This is a genomic window from Micromonospora sp. NPDC093277 (assembly GCF_044765245.1).
GTDB lineage: Bacteria > Actinomycetota > Actinomycetes > Mycobacteriales > Micromonosporaceae > Micromonospora.
Genome location: NZ_JBIWJO010000002.1, coordinates 561,141 through 580,432 on the forward strand (window position 1 = coordinate 561,141; position 19,292 = coordinate 580,432).

Sequence of the window (19,292 nt, forward strand, 5' to 3'; positions counted from 1 at the left end):
ACCGGCTCCCCCGGCGCTCACGCCACCCGTCCGGCCACCGGAAGTTCGAGGCGGCCGAGGTACTCTAGGAACCGGTCCTGGTCGGCGGCGTCGTCGAAGACGGCGGTGTAGCCGGCCGCGAAGAGCGCGTCGACCTGAGTCCCGGTCAGCCGGCCGGCGACGCCGAGCTTGCCGCCGATGACGATCGGCAGATCGGCCAGCGCCGGGTCGGCGCGCAGCACGGCGGCCAGCCGCTTGCCGTCGGTCCAGCCGTGCCCGTTGACGCTGGAGACCACCACCAGGTCCGGGTTGTGCCGATGGCACTCGGCGGCGAACAGTTGCTCAGGTACGCAGGCACCGAGGTTGATCACCCGGTGTCCGGCCTCCTCGAGCAGCAGTTGCAGGTAGACCAGGTTCCAGGTGTGCGCGTCGGAGGAGACCGTGCCGAGCAGCACGGTGCGCCCACCATCGCCCGGCGCCGGGCGGGCCGGGGCCGGGCGGACCGGCACCGGCACGGTCACCGGCGTACCCCGACGGTGGCCAGGGCGTCGAGGAAACCGTCGAGCCGCTCCAGGCCCCAGTACCGGTGCCGCCCGGCGATGAAGTACGGCACCGCGAAGATGTCGTCGTCGTAGGCGCTGGCCAGGGCCTGCAGGGCCGCCTCACGCAGGGCCGGGTCGGCCACGGCCGCCTTCGCCCCGTCCGGGTCGATCCCGGCCTCGATAGCGATGTTGGCCAGCACGACCGGGTCGCTGATGTTCTCGCCACGCTCCCAGCGGGCCCGCACCGCCGCCTGGTAGAACGCCCAGCCGTGCCCCTGCTGCTGGGCGTACAGCCAGGCCAGGTGCGGCACCGCCCAGTCGACGTCCATGTCGGCCGGCCACACCATCCGGTAGCCGAACCGCCGCACCAGCCGGTTGGTGTCGGCCAGCAGGTATTCGTGCTTGGCCCGGCTGATCGGCGTGTCCAGGAAGTCCGAGTCCGCCTCGGCCAGTGCGGCGCGCAGCCCGCCGTCCGGAACCCAGTGCGGCACGAAGGTGATGGCGTCCGGCGCTTCCGGCCAGCGTTCCGTGAGCTGGCGTACGGCGAGCCAGCTGCGCGGGCTGCGGAACGAGAAGTAGAGCCGGGGAGGCTTACGCATGTCGGGGGGTCTCCTCAGGTACAGGCGACGGTCGGTACGGACACCGCGAGAAACCGCCGGATCTCGGCGGTCACCGCGGCGGCCTGCTCCAGGTGGCAGAAGTGACCGCCGTCGGGCCTGGTGTGCACGGTCGCCACCGGCATCGCCCGGCGGAACGCGTCGGTGCGGGCGCCGGCGAGAGCGGCGTCGGTGGCACCACTGACCACCAGGGTCGGCACCGTGACGGTGTCGAGGGCCAGGTCGGTGGTGGTGATGAACTGGTGGAGCAGAGCGACGAAGCCGAGTGGGCCGACCCGGTCGAGCGCCTTGGCGACCATGGTGTCGACCAGTTCCGGGTCCAGCGGGCGCCGCCGCTCACCCAGCTTGAGCCGGATCCCCTCCCCGATCACGGCGCGGAACCGGGCGAGTTCCCGGTCGAAGAGCCGCCAGTCGATCGGGTCGTCGGGGGGACGGAAGTACGGGGCGAGGAGCACCACGGCGGCTGGCGTCGGCCGGTCCGCCTGGGCGAGGAGTTCCAGCAGCGCGTTCGCCCCGAACGAGTGGCCCACCAGCAGGGCGGGCGGCTCGGGGAGCAGCGCCAGGGCGTGCCGCAGCAGGTCGGCCGGGCCGGTGTGGTGCACCCAGCCGTACGCGGCGCCGGCCCGCCAGGGCAGGCAGAGGGCGTACGGGGTGAAGGGGATGTCACCGCGCAGCGCGTCGACGAACGGCTGCCAGGTGTGCCAGGAGTCTTCCAGTCCGTGGACGAGCACCAGCGCCGGGCCGCTGCCCGGGCCGCGGTGCACGGCGAGGGTTTCGCCGTCGCGCTCCACCTCGACGACGGGATACCAGGTCACGGCGTACCTCCGAGCCTCGCCCGCCGCGGGGTGGCCAGCTCGTGGCGGCTCCCCGCGGCGGGACCGGGGCGATCGATGTGGGTCAGTCCTGCCAGCCCGCGTACTGCTTGACGACGTCGTGGACGGCGCGCAGGTTCTCCATCTTGGGCAGCTCGGTCTGCGGGATCTCGATCTTGTACATCTTCTCCAGCCGCGCCAGGATCTCGATGGCCCGCAGCGAGTCCGCGTCGTGGTCGTCGACGAAGTGGCTGGTCTCGGTGATCTCCTCGGGCTCGACCTCGAGCACCTCGGCGACGACCTCGCGCAACTCGTTCATCCGGTCGCTCATGACCTGGGTCATCGTGTTGCTTCCCTTCTCTGGTGTGGTTGCTGGCTCAGCCGGTCGGCCCGGCGGCCAGTTCGGTGTCCGGCCGGGCGACCGCGAGCATCGAGCCGACGACGGCGATCCGCCGCTCACCGACCCAGGTCTCGCCGCGCATGACCGCGCTGTTGGGCTTGAGCGACTCCACGACCACCTCGTGGCGCATGACGTCGCCCGGGTACGCGGCGCCGAGGAACTCGAAGTCCCGGGCCGCGCCGAACACGAGGGTGCCGTCCGTGGCCTCACCGGCGGCCCGGGCGGTGAGCATCCAGAGCACCGCCCCGGCCTGCCCGAGCGACTCCACCATCAGCGACGCCGGGTAGGCGTACGCCTCCGTCGGCAGGCCGTCGGCGAGACCGGCGAAGCACGGTTCGCTTCCGCTGACCGCCTTGATCGCCACGATGCGGCGGCCGGGCTCCACCTCGAGCACCCGGTCGACCTGGAGGATCGGGTGCCGGTGCGGCAGGATCGCGGTGAGGTCGGCGTACTCAAGCATCGGCCGGCTCCGTCCGCACGCGCAGCTCCAGGGTGACCTTCGCGGTGGCCGCGCCGTCACCGCGGCGGCAGTCGGCGACCGCCCGGATCAGCCGCGGGTCGCCCGGGTCGGCGCTCAGCCGGCAGGAGACGGTGAGCACGTCACCGGGGAGCAGCGGCGCCTTGAAGCGCACCGACCGCACGGCGGCCAGCGCCACCCGGGCGTCCGGGCCGCGGTCGGCCTCGACCGCCCGCCGGGCCGCCTGGTAGACCGACTCCACGGTGAACACTCCCGGATAGATGGGAAAGCCGGGGTAGTGGCCCTCCAGGTACGGGTCGGTGGCCACGATCCGCTTGATCGCGGTGACCCCGTCCGCGCCGGGTTCCACCTCGTCGACCGCGTCGAGTGGCGCGGCGAAACTGCGGCTCATGACCCTCCTCCTGTGATCCGCTGGCGGTATTGCACCGGTGCCGGCTCGAGGCCGGCTTAAGGTCGGCTCGGGCCGTCAGAGCACGATCCCGCCGTCGACCTGCAGCACCTGCCCGGTGATGTACGCGGCCCGGTCGGAGGCCAGGAAGGACACCAGCTCCGCGACGTCGGCCGGCTGGCCGAGCCGACGCAGCGGGACCATGCCGACGGCCTTCGCGCGGGCCTTCTCGGGCAGGCCGGCGGTCATGTCCGTCTCGATGAACCCGGGCGCCACCACGTTCACCCGGATCCCGTACGGGCCGAGTTCCTTGGCCAGGGCCCGGCTCATCGAGTTGATCCCGCCCTTGCTCGCCGAGTAGTTGGCCTGGGTGGCGTTGCCGTACACCCCGGCGACCGAGGACATGTTGATCACCGTGCCGCTCTTGCGCTTCATGAAGCCGAACACCACCGACCGGCAGAAGTTGTAGGTGCCGGTGAGGTTGGTGCCCACCACCGCCTCCCAATCGGCGAACGGCATCAGCACCAGCGGCTTGTCCCGGACGATGCCGGCGCTGTTGACCAGCACCTCCACCGACCCGAGTTCCGCCTCGGCGGCGGCGACGAACTCCGTCACCGCCTCCGGGTCGGCCACGTCGCACGGGGCGTGGAAGCAGCGGACGCCCCGCTGCTTGATGGCGTCGGCGGTCTCCGCCGCCGCCTCGCCGCCGCTGCGGTAACAGAACGCCACGTCGTACCCGTCGTCGGCCAGCCGCAGCGCCACCGCGCGGCCGATGCCGCGCGAGCCGCCGGTGACCAGCGCGGTGCGCTGCTCCATCAGGTCCTCCTAGCGGTCCGCGCCGGCGCCGTCGGCGGCCATCGCGGCGATCAGGCTCTTCGGGCGCATGTCGCTCCACTCGCGCTCGACGTGGTCGAGGCAGGCCTGCCGGCTGTCCGCGCCGAAGGCGGTGTGCCAGCCGTCGGGCACCGGCACGAACGACGGCCACAGCGAGTGCTGGCCCTCGTCGTTGACCAGCACCACGTACCGGCCCTCCTCGTTCTCGAACGGGTTGCTGCTGCTCATCGCGGTTCTTCCTTTCGCTCGGTGCCGGCGCCGTCCCCGGCGTCGGCGGTGGTCCGGCCGCCGGCCGGGCCGGGACCGGCCGCGGCGTCGATCTCGCCCAGCCGCTCGGCCAGCACCCGGCCGACGGCGGCCAGCGGTTCCGGCTGGGTCATGTCGTTGTGCTGGCAGTCGATGTCGTGCACCCGCACCGCACCGGACAGGTGCGGCCGCCACGCCGCCACCGGGTCCGTCCGGGGCGCCCGGTCGCGGGTGGCGACGAAGAGCAGCGCGTCGAGGTCGACGTGCCCCGGCCGGTGCTCCCGGGCCAGCCGGGAGTTGTTGGCGAACACCTCGTACAGGGCGGTGACATGCCGGGCCTCCAGTCGGCCGAGCACCCCCTCGTTGCGGCTGAGCAGCTCGGCGACCTGCTCCTCGTCGACCGCCGGCCCAGCTGCGGCGTCGGCCGGGTAGCCGGCCAGTTGCAGCATCCCGGCCAGGAACTCGGTCCGGTTCAGGATCGCCGGTTCGGCCAGCTCCGCCTCGGTCTTCGGGAACGAGTCCAGCAGCGCCAGCAGCGCCACCTGTTCGCCGTCGGCCCGCAGCCGGGCGGCGATCTCGTGGGCGACCAGCCCGCCGAACGACCAGCCCAGCAGGTGGTACGGGCCGGCCGGCTGGATCTCGCGGATCCGGGCCAGGTAGTCCCCGGCGATCTGCCCGACGTCGCCCGGCAGCTCCTCGCGCTCGGCCAGGCCCCGCGACTGCAGCCCGTAGATCGGCCGGTCGGTGAGGTGCCCCATCAGGCCCGAGTACGACCAGCTGAAGCCGCTGGCCGGGTGGACGCAGAACAGCGGCGGGCGGGCCCCGTGCCGGCGCAGCGGCAGCAGCACGTCGAACGCGCCCCGGCCATCGTCGGCGGTGTCGAGCCGGTCGGCCAGCTCGGCCACCGTCGGCGCCTCGAACAGGGTCCGGATCGCCAGGTCCACCTCGAAGGTGGCGCGTACCCGGCTGATCAGCCGGGTGGCCAGCAGCGAGTGGCCGCCCAGGTCGAAGAAGCCGTCGTCGATGCCTACCTCGGGCACGCCGAGCACCTCGGCGAAGAGGCCGCACAGCACCCGCTCCCGGTGGCTGCGCGGGGCGCGGCGGTCGGCTCCGGCGCCGGTGGCGGCGGCGCCCGGCAGCGGCAGCGCAGCCCGGTTCAGCTTGCCGTTCGGGGTCAGCGGCAGCTCGTCCAGGACCACCACGGCCGCCGGCACCATGTACTCCGGCATCGCCGCGGCCACCGCCGCGCGCAACTCGGCCGGCCGCGGGGTCCGGCCGGGCGCCGGTACGACGTATCCGACCAGCCGCTGGTCGCCGGGACGGTCCTCGCGGACGATCACCGTGCCGCGCGCCACGTCCTGGTGGCCGGCCAGCACGGCCTCGATCTCACCCAGCTCGATCCGGAACCCGCGCAGCTTGACCTGGTCGTCGACCCGGCGCAGGAACATCAGCTCGCCGGTGTCGGTCCACCGCACGATGTCGCCGGTGCGGTACATCCGGGTGCCGGGCGCACCGAACGGGTCGGCCACGAACTTCCCGGCGGTCTGGTCCGGCCGGGACAGGTAGCCGCGGGCCAGGCCGCCACCGGCGACGTACAGCTCGCCGGGCACGCCGGGCGGCACCGGCCGCAGCCGGGCGTCGAGCACGTACAGCCGGGTGTTGGCCAGCGGCCCGCCGATCGGCAGCGGGCCCGGCGGGACCGCCGCGCACGGCTCGATCCGGTACTCGGTGCAGTTGACCGTGGTCTCGGTCGGGCCGTACATGTTGTACACCGCCACGCCCGGGTGCTCGCGGCGCCACTCGTCGACCACCTCACCGAGCAGCAGCTCGCCGCCGAGCAGCAGTTCCGCGGTCGGGGCGTAGTCGTCCGGCAGGGCGGCCAGCAGCGGCAGGTGGCTGGGGGTCGCCTTGAGGAAGGTGCAGGCGTGCCGGCTCAGCCGCTGCCGGGTGGCCGGGTCGTCGTCCAGGCCGGCGACGTGCACCGTGCCGCCCACGGTCAGTGGCACCCACATACCGGTGACGCTCAGGTCGAACGACACCGACGAGTGCAGCAGTGCGCTGCCGCGTACGCCCTGGTAGTCGCCGCCGGCGAAGGTGAGGTAGTCGGTGAGCGAGCGGTGCTCGATCACCACGCCCTTCGGCCGGCCGGTGGAGCCGGAGGTGTAGATGACGTACGCCGGATTGTTGAGCCGCGCCGCGACCCGGTCGGCGTCGGTGAGCGGCCCGGCGGCGAGGCCGTCCGGGTCGCACTCCTCCACCAGCAGCCGGGGCACCCCGTCGGCGGGCAGCTCGGCGGCCGTGGCCGCGTCGGTGAGCAGCAGCGCCGGCGCGGTGTCGGCGAGCATGAAGGCGATCCGGTCGGCCGGGTAGCCCGGGTCGACCGGGACGTACGCGCCGCCGGCCTTGAGCACCGCCAGCAGCCAGCAGACCAGGCGGGCCGAGCGGGGCAGCGCCACCGCGACGAACCGCTCCGGGCCGACGCCGCGCCCGACCAGCAGCCGGGCCAGCCGGTTGGTGTACGCGTCCAGCTCGGCGTAGGTCAGCTCGGTCTCCGCGTCGACCAGGGCCGGCGCATCCGGGGTCCGGGCGACCTGCCCGGCGAACAGCTCCGGCAGGGTCGCGGCGGGCACCGGGGCGGCGGTGTCGTTCCAGGTCACCAGCACCTGCTCGCGTTCCGCCCCGGTGAGCAGGTCCACCGCGCCGATCGGCTGGTCCGGGTCGGCGGCGAGGGCGGTGAGCATGGTGAGCAGCCGGTCGGCGATCCGCTCGACGGTGTGCTGGTCGAACAGGTCGGCGCTGTACTCGATCCGGCCGGCCAGCCCGGCCGGGGCACCCGCCTCGTCCTGCTGCTCGGCGAGGCTGACGTTCAGGTCGAACTTGGCCCCGCCGGTGGCCGCCGGCAGCCCGGACACGGTCAGCCCGGGCAGCTCCACGTCGAGGCGGGCGTGGTTGTGCACCGCCAGCACGACCTGGAACAGCGGGTGCCGGGCCACCGACCGGGTCGGGTTCAGCACCTCGACCAGCCGCTCGAACGGCACGTCCGCGTGGGCGTACGCGGCCAGGTCGGTGGCGCGGACCCGGTCCAGCAGCTCGCCGAAGGTCGGGTCGCCGGCGGTGTCGGTCCGCAGCACCAGCGTGTTGACGAAGAAGCCGATCAGCCCGTCGACGGCCTCGTCGATCCGGCCCGCGATCGGCGTGCCCAACGGGATGTCCTCCCCGGCGCCGAGCCGGGTGAGCAGCGCCGCCAGGGCAGCCTGGGCCACCATGAACAGGCTCGCCTGCCGCTCGCGGGCCAGGCCGGTCAGCCGGGTGTGCAGCTCGGCCGGCACCGCGAAGGTCACGCTGCCGCCGCGCCGGCTGGCCGCCGCCGGGCGGGGCCGGTCGACCGGCAGCTCAAGCTGCTCGGGCAGCCCGGTCAGGGCCTGCGCCCAGTAGCCGGTCTGCCGGCTGGCCAGGCTGTCCGGGTCGGCCTCGTCGCCGAGCACCGCACGCTGCCAGAGCGCGAAGTCGGCGTACTGGACCGCCAACGCGGGCAGGTCGGGCGCCCGTCCGCCGCGGCGGGCGGTGTACGCGGCGGCCAGGTCGGCCGAGAGCGGCCCGGCCGACTGCCCGTCGCTGGCGATGTGGTGCATGAGCAGCAGCAGGACGTGCTCGTCGGCGGCGAGGCGGAACAGGTCGGCGCGCAGCGGCGGCTCGCCGGCCAGGTCGAACCGGTGCCCGATCGCGGCGGCCAGCGCAGCTGGCAGCTCCGCCTCGGTGGCGTCGTGCTCGGTCAGCTCCGGCACCGCCGCCGCCGGGTCGAGGACCCGCTGGTACGGCTCGCCGTCGACCTCGACGAAGACGGTACGCAGCGTCTCGTGCCGGGCCGTCACGTCGACCAGCGCGGCGTGCAGCGCGGCCCGGTCCAGCTCGCCGGTCAGCCGCAGTGCCAGCGGCACGTTGTAGCTGACGTCGGACTCGTCGAAGCGGTTGAGGAACCACAGTCGACGCTGGGCGTACGACACCGGCACCAGCTCCGGACGCGGGCCCGGGCGCAGCGGCGGTCGGATCTCCCCGCCGGCCAGCAGCCGCGCGGCGAGGCCGGCCACGGTCGGCGTCTCGAAGACCGCCCGGATCGGCAGCTCCACGCCGAAGACCGCGCGGATCCGGTTGACGATCCGGGTGGCCAGCAGCGAGTGGCCGCCGAGGGCGAAGAAGTCGTCGTCCACGCCGACCCGCTCGACGCCGAGCACCTCGGCGAAGACGCCGCAGAGCAGCTCCTCCTGTGGGGTGCGAGCGGCCCGCCCGCCGCCGGAACCGAAGTCCACCGAGGGCAGCGCCTTGCGGTCGACCTTGCCGTTCTTGCTCAGCGGCAGCGCGTCCAGCCGGACCACCACCGAGGGCACCATCGCGTCGGGCAGCCGGGCGGCGACGTGGTCGCGTACCGCCTCGGGGTCGGTGTCGCCGACGACGTACCCGACGAGCCGGTTGGTGCCGGCCGGGTCGGTGTTCACCGCCACGGCGGCGGCGGTGACCCCGGCCGCCGCGCGTAGCGCCGCCTCGACCTCGCCCAGCTCGATCCGCTGGCCGCGGATCTTGACCTGGTCGTCGTTGCGGCCGAGGAACTCCAGCTGCCCGTCGGGGCGGTGGCGGACCCGGTCACCGGTGCGGTAGAGGCGGGCACCGGGCCGGGCGGAGAACGGGTCGGCGACGAAGACCGTGGCGGTACGCCGCGGATCGCCGAGGTAGCCGAAGCCGACCCCGACGCCGCCGACGCAGAGCTCACCGGGCACGCCGGGCGGGACCGGCTGCAGGTTGGCGTCGAGGACGTACAGCTCGGTGTTGCGGATGGACCGGCCGATCGGCACCCGGTCCGCGTCGGCGTCGGCCGGGGTGGCGATGATCGCGTGGGTGACGTCGTCGGAGCACTCGGTCGGCCCGTACGCGTTCATCAGCGGGATTCCCGGGAACCGGGCCAGCCAGCGGTGGCACAGCTGCGGCGGCAGCGCCTCGCCGGTGACCATCAGCCAGCGCAGCTTCGCCAGCTCGGGCAGCGGGGCGCCGGCGTCCCAGGCGTCCAGCGCGGTACGCAGCAGCGACGGCACCACCTCGAGGATGGTCACCCCGTGCCGGTCCACCCGGCCGAACAGGGCGCCCGGGTCCAGCGCGGTGTCGTCGTCGACCACGTCGACGCTGCCGCCGGTGAGCAGCGAGGAGAGCATCTGCCAGACCGAGACGTCGAAGGTGAGCGCCGCGTTCTGCACCACCACGTCGGCGTCGGTGAGGTCCAGGTCCTCCACCTTGGCCAGCAGGTGGTTCAGCATCCCCCGCCGGTGCACCATGGCGCCCTTGGGCCGGCCGGTGGAGCCGGAGGTGAAGATGACGTACGCCAGGTCTGCCAGGCCGGCGGCGAGCGGCGCCGGGGCGGCCGGCGGGCCGGCCTGGGGCAGCGGCAGGACGGTGACCGGGACGCCGGCGGCGGCGACCACCTCGGCGGCCAGCGCCTCGTGTGCCCGGTCGACCAGCAGCCAGCGGGTGCCGCTGTCGACCAGCAGGTCGGCGTTGCGGGACACCGGCGAGCGCACATCCAGCGGCAGGTAGGCGCCGTCGGCGGCGAGCGCGGCCAGCACCCCGGTGACCGCGTCGGCGCCCCGATCGGTCAGCAGCGCGACCAGCGAGCCCCGCCCGACGCCGGCGGCCCGCAGCCGGGCGGCCAGTTCGTCGACCCGGGCGAGCAGCCCGGCGTAGGTGAGCGTCTCCCGGGGGTCGGTCACGGCGACCGCGTCGGGGCGCCGCGCGGCGACCGCGCGGATCAGGGTCAGCGAGTCCTCGTCCGGCAGCGGCCGGACGGTGTCGTTCCAGTCGACGAGCAGCCGTTGCCGTTCGGCCGGGCCGACCACGTCCACGGCGCCGATCGGGGCGTCCGGGGTGGCCACGGCCGCCTCCAGCATCCGGACGAACCCGGCGAGGATCCGCTCGGCGGTGCCCTCGTCGAACAGGTCCCGGCTGTAGTCCAGCCGACCGTCGATGCCGCCGGCCGTCGCCGGACGTTCGGTGAGGTCGATCGACAGGTCGAACTGGGCCGCGTGCGCCCCGACGTTGTCCACGGCGACGCGCAGGCCGGGCAGGTCCAGGTCCACCGTGGCGTTGTTCTGCAGCACCAGCATGACCTGGAACAGCGGGTTGCGAGCCATCGACCGGGGCGGGTTGAGCACCTCGACCAGCCGCTCGAACGGGGTGTCCTGGTGCGAGTACGCGGTCAGGTCGGCCTCACGGACCCGGTCCAGCAGCTGCCGGAAGGTGGGGTTGCCGGCGGTGTCGGTACGCAGCACCAGCGTGTTGACGAACATGCCGACCAGTTCGTCGAGCGCGTCGTCGGTACGGCCGGCGATCGGGCTGCCGATCGGCACGTCGGTGCCGGCGCCGAGCCGGGTGAGCAGGGCGGCCAGGGCCGCCTGGCACACCATGAACAGGCTGGCCCCGGTGGCGTGCACCAGCGCGTTGAGCCGCTCGTGCAGGGCCGGCTCGATGACGAAGCTCAGCATGCCGCCCTGGTGGCTGGCGACCGGCGGGCGGGGCCGGTCCGCCGGCAGGGTCAGCTCGTCCGGCATGCCGGCCAGCGCGTCCCGCCAGAACCGCACCTGCTGCGCGATCTCGCTGTCCGGGTCGGACTCGTCGCCGAGCACCTCGCGCTGCCAGAGGGCGTAGTCGGCGTACTGCACGGGCAGCGGGGTGAGCTCCGGCGCCCGCCCGGCGACCCGGGCGGCGTACCCGGCGGAGAAGTCCCGGCCCAGCGGGGCCATCGACCAGCCGTCACCGGCGATGTGGTGCAGCACCAGCAGCAGGAAGTACTCGCCGGCCGGCTGGTCGGCGGCGGTGAGGGCGAACAGCCGCGCCCGCAGCGGCGGGTCGACGGCCAGGTCGAACCCGCGCCGGGTCTCATCGAGTATCAGCTCCCGGACCCCGGCCGGGTCGGCCGGCTCCACGGTGATCTCCGGGCAGGCCGCCTCGGCGTCCAGGATCACCTGGTACGGGTCGCCGTCGGCGTCCGGGTAGACGGTACGCAGACTCTCGTGGCGCTCGAGCACGTCACGCAGCGCGGACCGCAGCGCGGCCACGTCCAGCTCACCGGTCAGCCGCAGCAGGATCGGGATCTTGTACGGCGAGTCGGCGCCGGAGAGCCGGTTGATGAACCAGAGCCGGTTCTGCGCGTACGACAGCGGGGTCCGCTCCGGGCGGGCCATCGGCTCCAGCGCCCGTCGGGCCTGCCGGGCGCCGCCGAGCCGGGCGGCGAGACCCGCCACGGTGGGCGACTCGAACAGGTCCCGGATGGCCAGTTCGGCGTTCAGCGCGGTGCGGATCCGGCTGACAAGGCGGGTGGCCAGCAGGGAGTGGCCGCCGAGGGCGAAGAAGCTGTCCTCGATGCCGACCTCGGGCAGGCCGAGCACGTCGGCGAAGAGCGAGCAGAGCGCCTCCTCGGTCGGGGTGCGCGGCGCCCGGCGGGTCGAGCCGGCCGCGTAGTCGGGCGCCGGCAGGGCGCGTCGGTCGACCTTGCCGTTGCCGGTCAGCGGCAGGGTGTCCAGCACCACCACCGCGGCCGGGACCATGTACTCGGGCAGTACCTCAGCCGCGTACCCGCGCAGCGCGGCCGGGTCGGGTGCCGCCGCGTCGGCGGCCGGTACGACGTACGCGACCAGCCGCTTGTCGCCGGGCCGGTCCTCGCGGACCAGCACGGCGACCTGGCCCAGGGCGGGATCGCGGGCCAGCACCGCCTCGATCTCGCCGAGTTCGATGCGGAAGCCGCGGATCTTCACCTGCTCGTCGGCGCGGCCGACGAACTCCAGCGTGCCGTCGGGCCGCCAGCGCACCACGTCGCCGGTGCGGTACATCCGGTGGCCGGCGGTCCCCGCGCCGACGGCGCCGAACGGGTCGGCCACGAACCGTTCCGCGGTCAACCGGGGCCGGTTCAGGTAGCCGCGGGACAGTCCGGCGCCGGCGAGGTACAGCTCACCGGCCACCCCGGGCGGGGTGGGGCGCAGGTAGTCGTCCAGCACGTACAGCCGCATGTTGTCCAGCGGCCGGCCGATCGGCACCGAGTCGGGCACCTCGGCCACGGTGCGCATCAGGTGGTGCGAGGCGAACGTGGTGGTCTCGGTCGGGCCGTAGCCGTCGCCGACGACGAGGTCCGGGCAGGCGGCCAGCACCCGGCGCACCATCGGCGCGGGCACCACGTCGCCACCGGTCCAGACCTCCCGGATCTGGGCGAACGCCTCCGGGGACTCCTCGGCCAGCAGCCGGAACAGACCGGCGGTCAGCCAGAGCGCGCCGACCCCGCCACCGGTGAGGACGGCGCGTAGGTCGTCCATGCTCAGCTCGCCGGGCGGCGCCACGACCAGTTCACCGCCGTTCAGCAGCGGCACCCACAGCTCGTACGTGGAGGCGTCGAAGGCCAGCGGCGAGTGCAGCAGCACCCGGCGCTGCCGGTCGGTACGCCAGGCCCGGTCGGCGGCGAGGCTGAGCACGTCGTGGTGGGTGACCATGACGCCCTTGGGGGTGCCGGTCGACCCGGAGGTGTACATGACGTAGGCGAGCTGCCGCGGGTGGGCGGGCCGGCCCGGGTCGGCGTCCGGGCGGGCGGCGATCCCGGCGGCGGCGTCGCCGTCGACCGTCACCACGGTCATCCCGTGGTCGAACCGCAGGCCGGCCATGGCCCGGTCGGTGAGCAGCACCGAGCTGGCGGTGTCGGTGGCGATGTGGGTCAACCGGTGGGCCGGGTAGCGCGGGTCCAGCGGCACGTACGCGGCGCCGGCCTTGAGGATCGCCAGCACCGACACCACCTGGTCGATGGAGCGTTCCTGGAGCAGGGCGACCCGGTCCTCGACGGCGACGCCGAGCGCCACCAGATGCTGGGCCAGCCGGTTGGCCCGGCCGTCCAGTTCCCGGTACGTCAGCGTGACGCCGTCGGCGGCGCGTACGGCGACCTGGTCGGGGGTGCGGGCGGCCCGCGCGGCGAACCGGGCGGCCACCCCGCCGGCCAGCGCCGGCTCGGGCTGGGCGGTCGCGTTCCAGTCGGCCAGCACCAGCCGCCGCTCGGCCGCGTCGAGGACGTCCAGCCGCCCGACCGGGATGTCCAGGTCGGCGGCGACGCCGCCGAGCAGCCGCAGCAGCCGGTCGGCGAGGCGCCGGGCCGCCTCGGCCGGGAAGAGGTCGACGCGGTGGTCCAGTTGCAGCCGCAGCCGCTCGCCGGGGATCGCGGTGACGGTGAGCGGGTAGTGGGTGGCGTCCCGCCCGGACACCCCGGTCAGCCGCAGGCCGCTGCCGGGCAGGCTGAGCAGCTTCGGGTCGAGGGGGTAGTTCTCGAACACCACCAGGGTGTCGAAGAGGTCACCGTGCCCGGCCAGCCGCTGCACCTCGGTCAGCGGCAGATGCTGGTGCGCCATCAGCGCGGACTGCTGGTCCTGCAGGCGCAGCAGCAGTCGGGCGACCGGCTCGGCCGGGTCCAGGCGCAGCCGTACCGGCAGGGTGTTGATGAACAACCCGACCATGGTCTCCACCCCGGCCAGCTCCGGTGGGCGGCCGGAGACGGTGCCGCCGAAGACCACGTCACCGCGACCGGTCAGCGCGCCGAGCAGCACGCCCCACACGCCCTGCAGGATGGTGTTGAGGGTGACGCCGTACCGGCGGGCCTGCGCCTGGAGTGCGGCGGTCAGCTCGGCAGGCAGGTCGACGGTGATCCGGTCGGGCAGTTCCGGGGCCCGGCCCGGGTCGGCCGGGGCGAGCAGGGTCGGCTCGGCCAGCCCCGCGAGGGCGTCGGCCCAGGCCCGCTCGGCGGTCGCCCGGTCCTGGGCGCCGAGCCACGCCAGGTAGTCGCGGTAGGGGGCCACCCGGGGCAGCTGCCGGCCGTCGCCGGCCGCGGCGTACAGGGCCAGCAGCTCCCGCATCAGCGTCGGCACCGACCAGCCGTCGAGCAGGATGTGGTGGTTGGTGAGCACCAGCCGGTACGCGGTGGCGCCCAGGCGCAGCAGGGTGAACCGCAGCAGCGGCGGGCGGGCCAGGTCGAAGCCCTCGGCGCGGTCGGCGGCGAGCAGCTCGCGGACCCGCTCGTCCGGCCCGGTGCCGGTCAGCTCCCGCAGGTCGTGCTCCCGCCAGCCGGCGCGGATCCCGTCCACCACGACCTGCACCGACTCGCCGGAGGAACGTTGGCGGAAGCCGGCCCGCAGGTTGGCGTGCCGGGCCAGCAGGGCGTCGGCGGCGTCGCGCAGGGCCACCGCGTCCAGCTCGCCGGCCAGGTCGAAGCAGAGCTGCACGGTGTAGACGTCGCGGTCCGGCCCGTCGTACAGGGCGTGGAACAGCAGCCCCTCCTGCAGCGCGGAGAGCGGCAGCAGGTCACTCGCGGCCGGTTGGGCCGCCTCGATCGCCTCGATCTCCTCCTGGGACAGGGCCAGCAGCAGGTCGGACGGGGTGTGCCCGCCGGCGCCGGGGGCGGCGGCGTGCTCGACCAGGGCGTCCAGCGCGGCCAGCCAGTCGTCGGCCAGCTCGCGTACCTCCGCCTCGGCGAGCAGGCTCTGCGGCCAGGAGAAGGTCGCCGACAGGCGGGGACCGTCGGCGTGGTCCCGGGTGACCGCGTTGACCTCGATGGCGTGCGGCACCGGCAGGCCGCCGTCCGCGCCGCCGCCGAGGGCCTCGGTGTCCGCGGCGACCGCCCAGTCGGTGTCCCCGCCGTCGGCGGTGGCGAACCGGCCGAGGTAGTTGAAGCCGATCTGCGCGGCCGGCCGGTCGGCCAGCCGGCGGGCGGTGTCGGCGTTGAGGTGGCGCAGCAGGCCGTACCCGATGCCGTTGTCCGGCACCGCGCGGAGCTGTTCCTTGACCCGCTTGACGGCCCGTCCGGCAGCGGCGCCACCGGCGAACGCCTCGGCCAGGTCGAGCCGGCCGAGGTCGAGCCGGACCGGGTACATGCTGGTGAACCAGCCGACGGTGCGGGACAGGTCCAGGCCGGCGGCCAGCTCCTCCCGGCCGTGGCCCTCCAGGTCGACCAGCAGGCCGGCGGCGTCCGCCGCGTCGCGCCGGCCCCGCCACCGGGTGACCGCGAGGGCGAGCGCGGTGAGCAGCACGTCGTTGACCCGGCCGTGGAAGGCCGCCGGCACCCGGGTCAGCAGCGGTGCGGTGCGCTCCGCGGGCAGGGTGACGGTCAGCAGCCGGCCGGTGTCCACGGTGTCCCGCGACGGGTCGAGCGGCCGCCCGGCGAGCGGGATCCCGGCGGTGCCGAGCCGGTCCAGCCAGCCGTCCAGCTCGGCGGCCCGTTCCGGGCGCGCGGCCTCGGCGACCAGATGTTCCGCGAAGCGGCGCAGCGAGGTCCGCACCGGTTCCAGTTCGGGGGTACGTCCGGCGGCGACCGCCTGTGCGGCGGCGGCCAGGTCGGGCAGCAGGATCCGCCACGACACCCCGTCGACGACCAGGTGATGCAGCGCCAGCAGCAGCCGGCCGGGGCGGTCGGGGCCGGCGTCGAACCACATCGCCTGCACGACCCGGCCGTCGCCGGGGGCCAACCGGGCCTGGACGCCCTTGGCCTGTTCCTCGATCAGCGCTCGCAGCTCGCCGGCGTCCCGGCCGGTCGCGTCGACCCGGGTCACCAGCTCGGCGGCGGCCACGCCGCCCCGCGGGCCGATCACCTGCCGCCAGCCGCCCGGCTCGTCGCGGACCAGCCGCAGCCGCAGCGCGTCGTGGTGGTCGACCAGCGCCTGCACGGCCGCGACCAGGTGCTCCGGCCGCAGCCCGGCCGGGGTGTTGACCAGCATCGACTGGTGGAAGCCGTCGATCGGGCCGCCCCGCTCGCGCAGCCAGTGCACGATCGGGGTCAGCGGCACCTCACCCGTGCCGTCCTCGGCGGGGACCGGCGCGGTGTCCTCCGCCGCCGCGGCGGCGGCGAGACCGGCCACGGTGCGGTGCACGAAGACGTCCCGAGGGCTGAACGACAGCCCCGCCTTGCGGGCCCGGCTGACCAGCTGGATCGACACGATGCTGTCGCCGCCGAGGTCGAAGAAGCTCTCGTCGACGCCCACCGCGTCAAGCCCGAGCACCTCGGCGAAGAGCTCGGCGAGCAGCGTCTCGCGCTCGCTGGCCGGGGCCCGGCCGCCGCCCGAGCCGGTGAACCCGGGGGCCGGCAGCGCCCGCCGGTCGAGCTTCCCGCTCGGGGTCAGCGGCAACGCCGGCAGGCCCACGACGGCCGCCGGCACCATGTAATCGGGGAGGCTGGCACCGACGTGCGCCCGCAGCGCGGCCGGGTCGACCAGCGCGCCGGCGACCGGCACCACGTACCCGACCAGGCGCTTCACGCCCGGCTGGTCCTCCCGCGCGACAACCGCGACCTGCGCGACGGCCGGGTGGCGGGACAGCACCGTCTCGATCTCGCCCGGTTCGACCCGGAAGCCACGGATCTTCACCTGGGCGTCGGCCCGGCCGACGAACTCCAGCGTCCCGTCGGCGCGCCAGCGCACCACGTCGCCGGTGCGGTACATCCGGCGGCCGGGCTCGGCGCCGAACGGGTCCGCCACGAACCGCTCGGCGGTCAGCGCCGGCCGGTCCAGGTAGCCGCGGGCCAGCCCGGCCCCGGCGATGTACAGCTCACCGGGCACGCCCGGCGGGACCGGGCGCAGGAACCGGTCGAGGACGTATGCCCGGGCCCCGGCGACCGGGGCGCCGATCGGCGGGGCACCGGCCCCGGGTGCCAGCGGCGCGCTGAGCGTCGCGGCCACGGTGATCTCCGTCGGCCCGTACGCGTTGACCATGCGCCGGCCGGACGCGAACCGGGCGACCAGGTCCTCGCCGCAGGCGTCGCCGCCGACCACCAGGGTGCGCAGCACCGGCGGCGCCACGTCGGGCAGGCCGGCGAGCGCGGCCGGCGGGATGAGCGCGTGGGTCACCCGCTGACCGGTCAGCACGGCGGCCAGGTCGTCGCCCACCAGCGGCCCCGGCGGCGGTACGACCAGCGCCGCCCCGGCGCCGAAGGCGGCGCAGAGTTCCAGCACCGACGCGTCGAAGCTGGGCGAGGAGAACTGCAGCACCCGACTGGTGGCGTCGACGTCGAAGCCGGCCACGATCGCGGCGGTGAAGCTGGGCAGCCCGGCGTGGGTGACCACCACGCCCTTCGGCCTGCCGGTCGAGCCGGAGGTGTAGATGAGGTACGCGGGGTGCTCGGGCCGCAACGGGGCCGCGCGTTCCGCGTCGGTGACCGGACCGGCGGGCCGGGCCGACCAGGCCGCCACGGTGGACGGCTCGTCGAGCAGCAGCCGGGGCACGTCGATGTCGGGCAACTCGACTCCGGTCAGCGCGGCCACCAGCACCGGCCGCGCGTCGGTGAGCATGAACGCGATGCGGTCCGCCGGATAGTCCGGGTCGACCGGCAGCCACGCGCCGCCGGCCTTGCTGACCGCGAGCGCGGCGGTGACGAGTTCCGGGCTGCGCGGCAGGGCGAGGGCGACCACCCGTTCGGGGCCGACGCCGTGCTCGATCAGCAGCCGGGCCAGCCGGTCGGCGGCCTCGTCCACCTCGGCGTACGACATGGTGTCGTCGTCACCGATCAGGGCCGGCGCCTGCGGCCGGGCCGCGACCTGGGCGGCGAGCAGCTCGGGGAAGGTGCGCGCCGGCACCGGCGGCGGCCCGGCGGCCCAGGTGCCGAGGACGGCCGCCCGCTCGGCGTCGTCGAGCACGTCGAGCGCGCCAACCTGGGTCTGCGGCGCTTCGACGACGGCGGTGAGCAGGCGGACCAGGCGGTCGGCGACGCGCCGGGCGTCCGGTCCGTCCAGCAGGTCCGGCCGGTGGTCCAGCCGCAGGGTGAGCCGCTCACCGGGCAGCACGGCCAGGGTCAGCGGGTAGTGGGTGGCGTCGTGGCCGGCTACGGCGGTGACCCGCAGGCCGGTGCCGGGCAGGTCCAGCGCGGCCGGATCGAGGGGGTAGTTCTCGAACACGGTCAGCGTGTCGAACAGCTCGCCGTCGCCGGTGCCGGCGAGCCGGCGGATCTCGGCGAGCCCGACGTGCTGGTGCGCCATCAGCGCCGACTGCTCGTCCTGCACCCGGGCCAGCAGGGCGGCCAGGGACTCGGCCGGGTCGACCCGGACCCGTACCGGCACGGTGTTGATGAACAGCCCGAGCATCGACTCGACACCGGGCAGCTCCGGCGGACGGCCGGCGACGGTGGCGCCGAAGACCAGGTCGTCGTCGCCGGTGAGGGTGCCGAGCAGCAGTGCCCAGGCGCCCTGGACGACGGTGTTGAGGGTGACACCGAGCTTGCGGGCGGCGGCGGTGAGCCTGGCGGTGAGTTCGGCGGGCAGGGGCACGGTGAGCTGTTCGGGAGTGGCCGGGGGCCGCGCCGGGTCGGCCGGTACGAGCAGGGTCGGCCCGGCCAGCCCGCCCAGCGCGTCCCGCCAGGCCCGGTCGGCGGCGGCCCGGTCCTGCCGGTCGAGCCAGCCGAGGTAGTCGCGGTACGGGGTGACCGGCGGCAGCGTCCGGTCCTGCCCGCCGGCGGCGTAGTGCGCGAACAGCTCCTTGGCCAGCAGCGGCATCGACCAGCCGTCGAGCAGCACGTGGTGGTTGGTGAGCACCAGCTTCGCCCGCTCCGGCCCGGTCCGGATCAGCGCGGCACGCAGCAGCGGCGGGCGGGCCAGGTCGAACCCGGCGGTACGGTCGGCGGCGAGCAGCCGGGCCACCTCGTCGTCGCGGTCCACCGTGGCGTGGCCGGTCAGGTCGTGCTCCTGCCAGGCCGGGGCGACCTCGCGGGGCACCACGGCGACCGACTCCCCGGTCTTGCGCTGCCGGATGCCGACCCGCAGGTTGGCGTGCCGGGCCAGGACCGCGCCGACGGCGCGGCGCATCCGGTCGCCGTCGACCGGACCGGTCAGGTCCAGCGCGAACTGGACGGTGTAGAGGTCCGACGCCGATCCGTCGTACAGCGCGTGGAACAGCAGCCCCTGCTGCAACGGTGACAGCGGCAGGATGTCCTCGACGCGCGACTGCTTCCCCAC

9 protein-coding genes are annotated in these 19,292 nt (G+C 74.9%); all 9 read right to left on the reverse strand.

Going from position 1 to position 19,292, the window contains the following annotated elements:
• Positions 1–17: 17 nt before the first annotated feature.
• Positions 18–500: a cobalamin B12-binding domain-containing protein gene (locus ACIRG9_RS07265; RefSeq protein ID WP_402851489.1), complete on the reverse strand. Its 483-nt coding sequence runs from the start codon at positions 498–500 to the stop codon at positions 18–20.
• The gene (locus tag ACIRG9_RS07270) at positions 497–1,120 is read right to left on the reverse strand and encodes a DsbA family protein (protein WP_402851492.1); all 624 of its coding nucleotides are present in this window, start codon (positions 1,118–1,120) and stop codon (positions 497–499) included. Before ACIRG9_RS07270 ends, ACIRG9_RS07265 begins: the two co-directional genes overlap by 4 nt.
• 14 nt (positions 1,121–1,134) lie before the next feature.
• Complete coding sequence (locus ACIRG9_RS07275) at positions 1,135–1,953, reverse strand: alpha/beta fold hydrolase (RefSeq protein ID WP_402851494.1); 819 nt, start codon at positions 1,951–1,953, stop codon at positions 1,135–1,137.
• Positions 1,954–2,035: 82 nt separating this feature from the next.
• On the reverse strand, positions 2,036–2,293 hold the full coding sequence (locus ACIRG9_RS07280) for an acyl carrier protein (protein WP_402851497.1): 258 nt from the start codon (positions 2,291–2,293) through the stop codon (positions 2,036–2,038).
• Positions 2,294–2,327: 34 nt separating this feature from the next.
• Positions 2,328–2,810, reverse strand: a complete 483-nt coding sequence (locus ACIRG9_RS07285; protein WP_402851500.1) for a 3-hydroxyacyl-ACP dehydratase FabZ family protein — start codon at positions 2,808–2,810, stop codon at positions 2,328–2,330.
• A complete protein-coding gene (locus ACIRG9_RS07290; RefSeq protein ID WP_402851502.1) occupies positions 2,803–3,219 on the reverse strand; it encodes a 3-hydroxyacyl-ACP dehydratase FabZ family protein in 417 nt (138 codons plus the stop codon). The genes ACIRG9_RS07285 and ACIRG9_RS07290 overlap by 8 nt, the downstream gene beginning before the upstream one ends.
• A gap of 75 nt (positions 3,220–3,294) precedes the next feature.
• Positions 3,295–4,035 (reverse strand): 3-oxoacyl-[acyl-carrier-protein] reductase, encoded by a 741-nt coding sequence (gene fabG, locus ACIRG9_RS07295; protein WP_402851912.1) that lies wholly within the window; start codon positions 4,033–4,035, stop codon positions 3,295–3,297.
• Positions 4,036–4,041: 6 nt separating this feature from the next.
• Positions 4,042–4,278, reverse strand: coding sequence for an MbtH family protein (locus ACIRG9_RS07300; RefSeq protein ID WP_402851504.1), 237 nt, complete (start codon positions 4,276–4,278; stop codon positions 4,042–4,044).
• Positions 4,275–19,292 (reverse strand): amino acid adenylation domain-containing protein, encoded by a 15,018-nt coding sequence (locus ACIRG9_RS07305; protein WP_402851507.1) that lies wholly within the window; start codon positions 19,290–19,292, stop codon positions 4,275–4,277. The genes ACIRG9_RS07300 and ACIRG9_RS07305 overlap by 4 nt, the downstream gene beginning before the upstream one ends.

What these genes read in the sequence shown, in the direction of transcription:
- ACIRG9_RS07270 (WP_402851492.1), bottom strand. Translation starts at nt 1,120, where the DNA reads ATGCGTAAGCCTCCCCGGCTCTACTTCTCGTTCCGCAGCCCGCGCAGC.
- ACIRG9_RS07280 (WP_402851497.1), bottom strand. Translation starts at nt 2,293, where the DNA reads ATGACCCAGGTCATGAGCGACCGGATGAACGAGTTGCGCGAGGTCGTC.
- ACIRG9_RS07285 (WP_402851500.1), bottom strand. Translation starts at nt 2,810, where the DNA reads ATGCTTGAGTACGCCGACCTCACCGCGATCCTGCCGCACCGGCACCCG.
- ACIRG9_RS07290 (WP_402851502.1), bottom strand. Translation starts at nt 3,219, where the DNA reads ATGAGCCGCAGTTTCGCCGCGCCACTCGACGCGGTCGACGAGGTGGAA.
- ACIRG9_RS07300 (WP_402851504.1), bottom strand. Translation starts at nt 4,278, where the DNA reads ATGAGCAGCAGCAACCCGTTCGAGAACGAGGAGGGCCGGTACGTGGTG.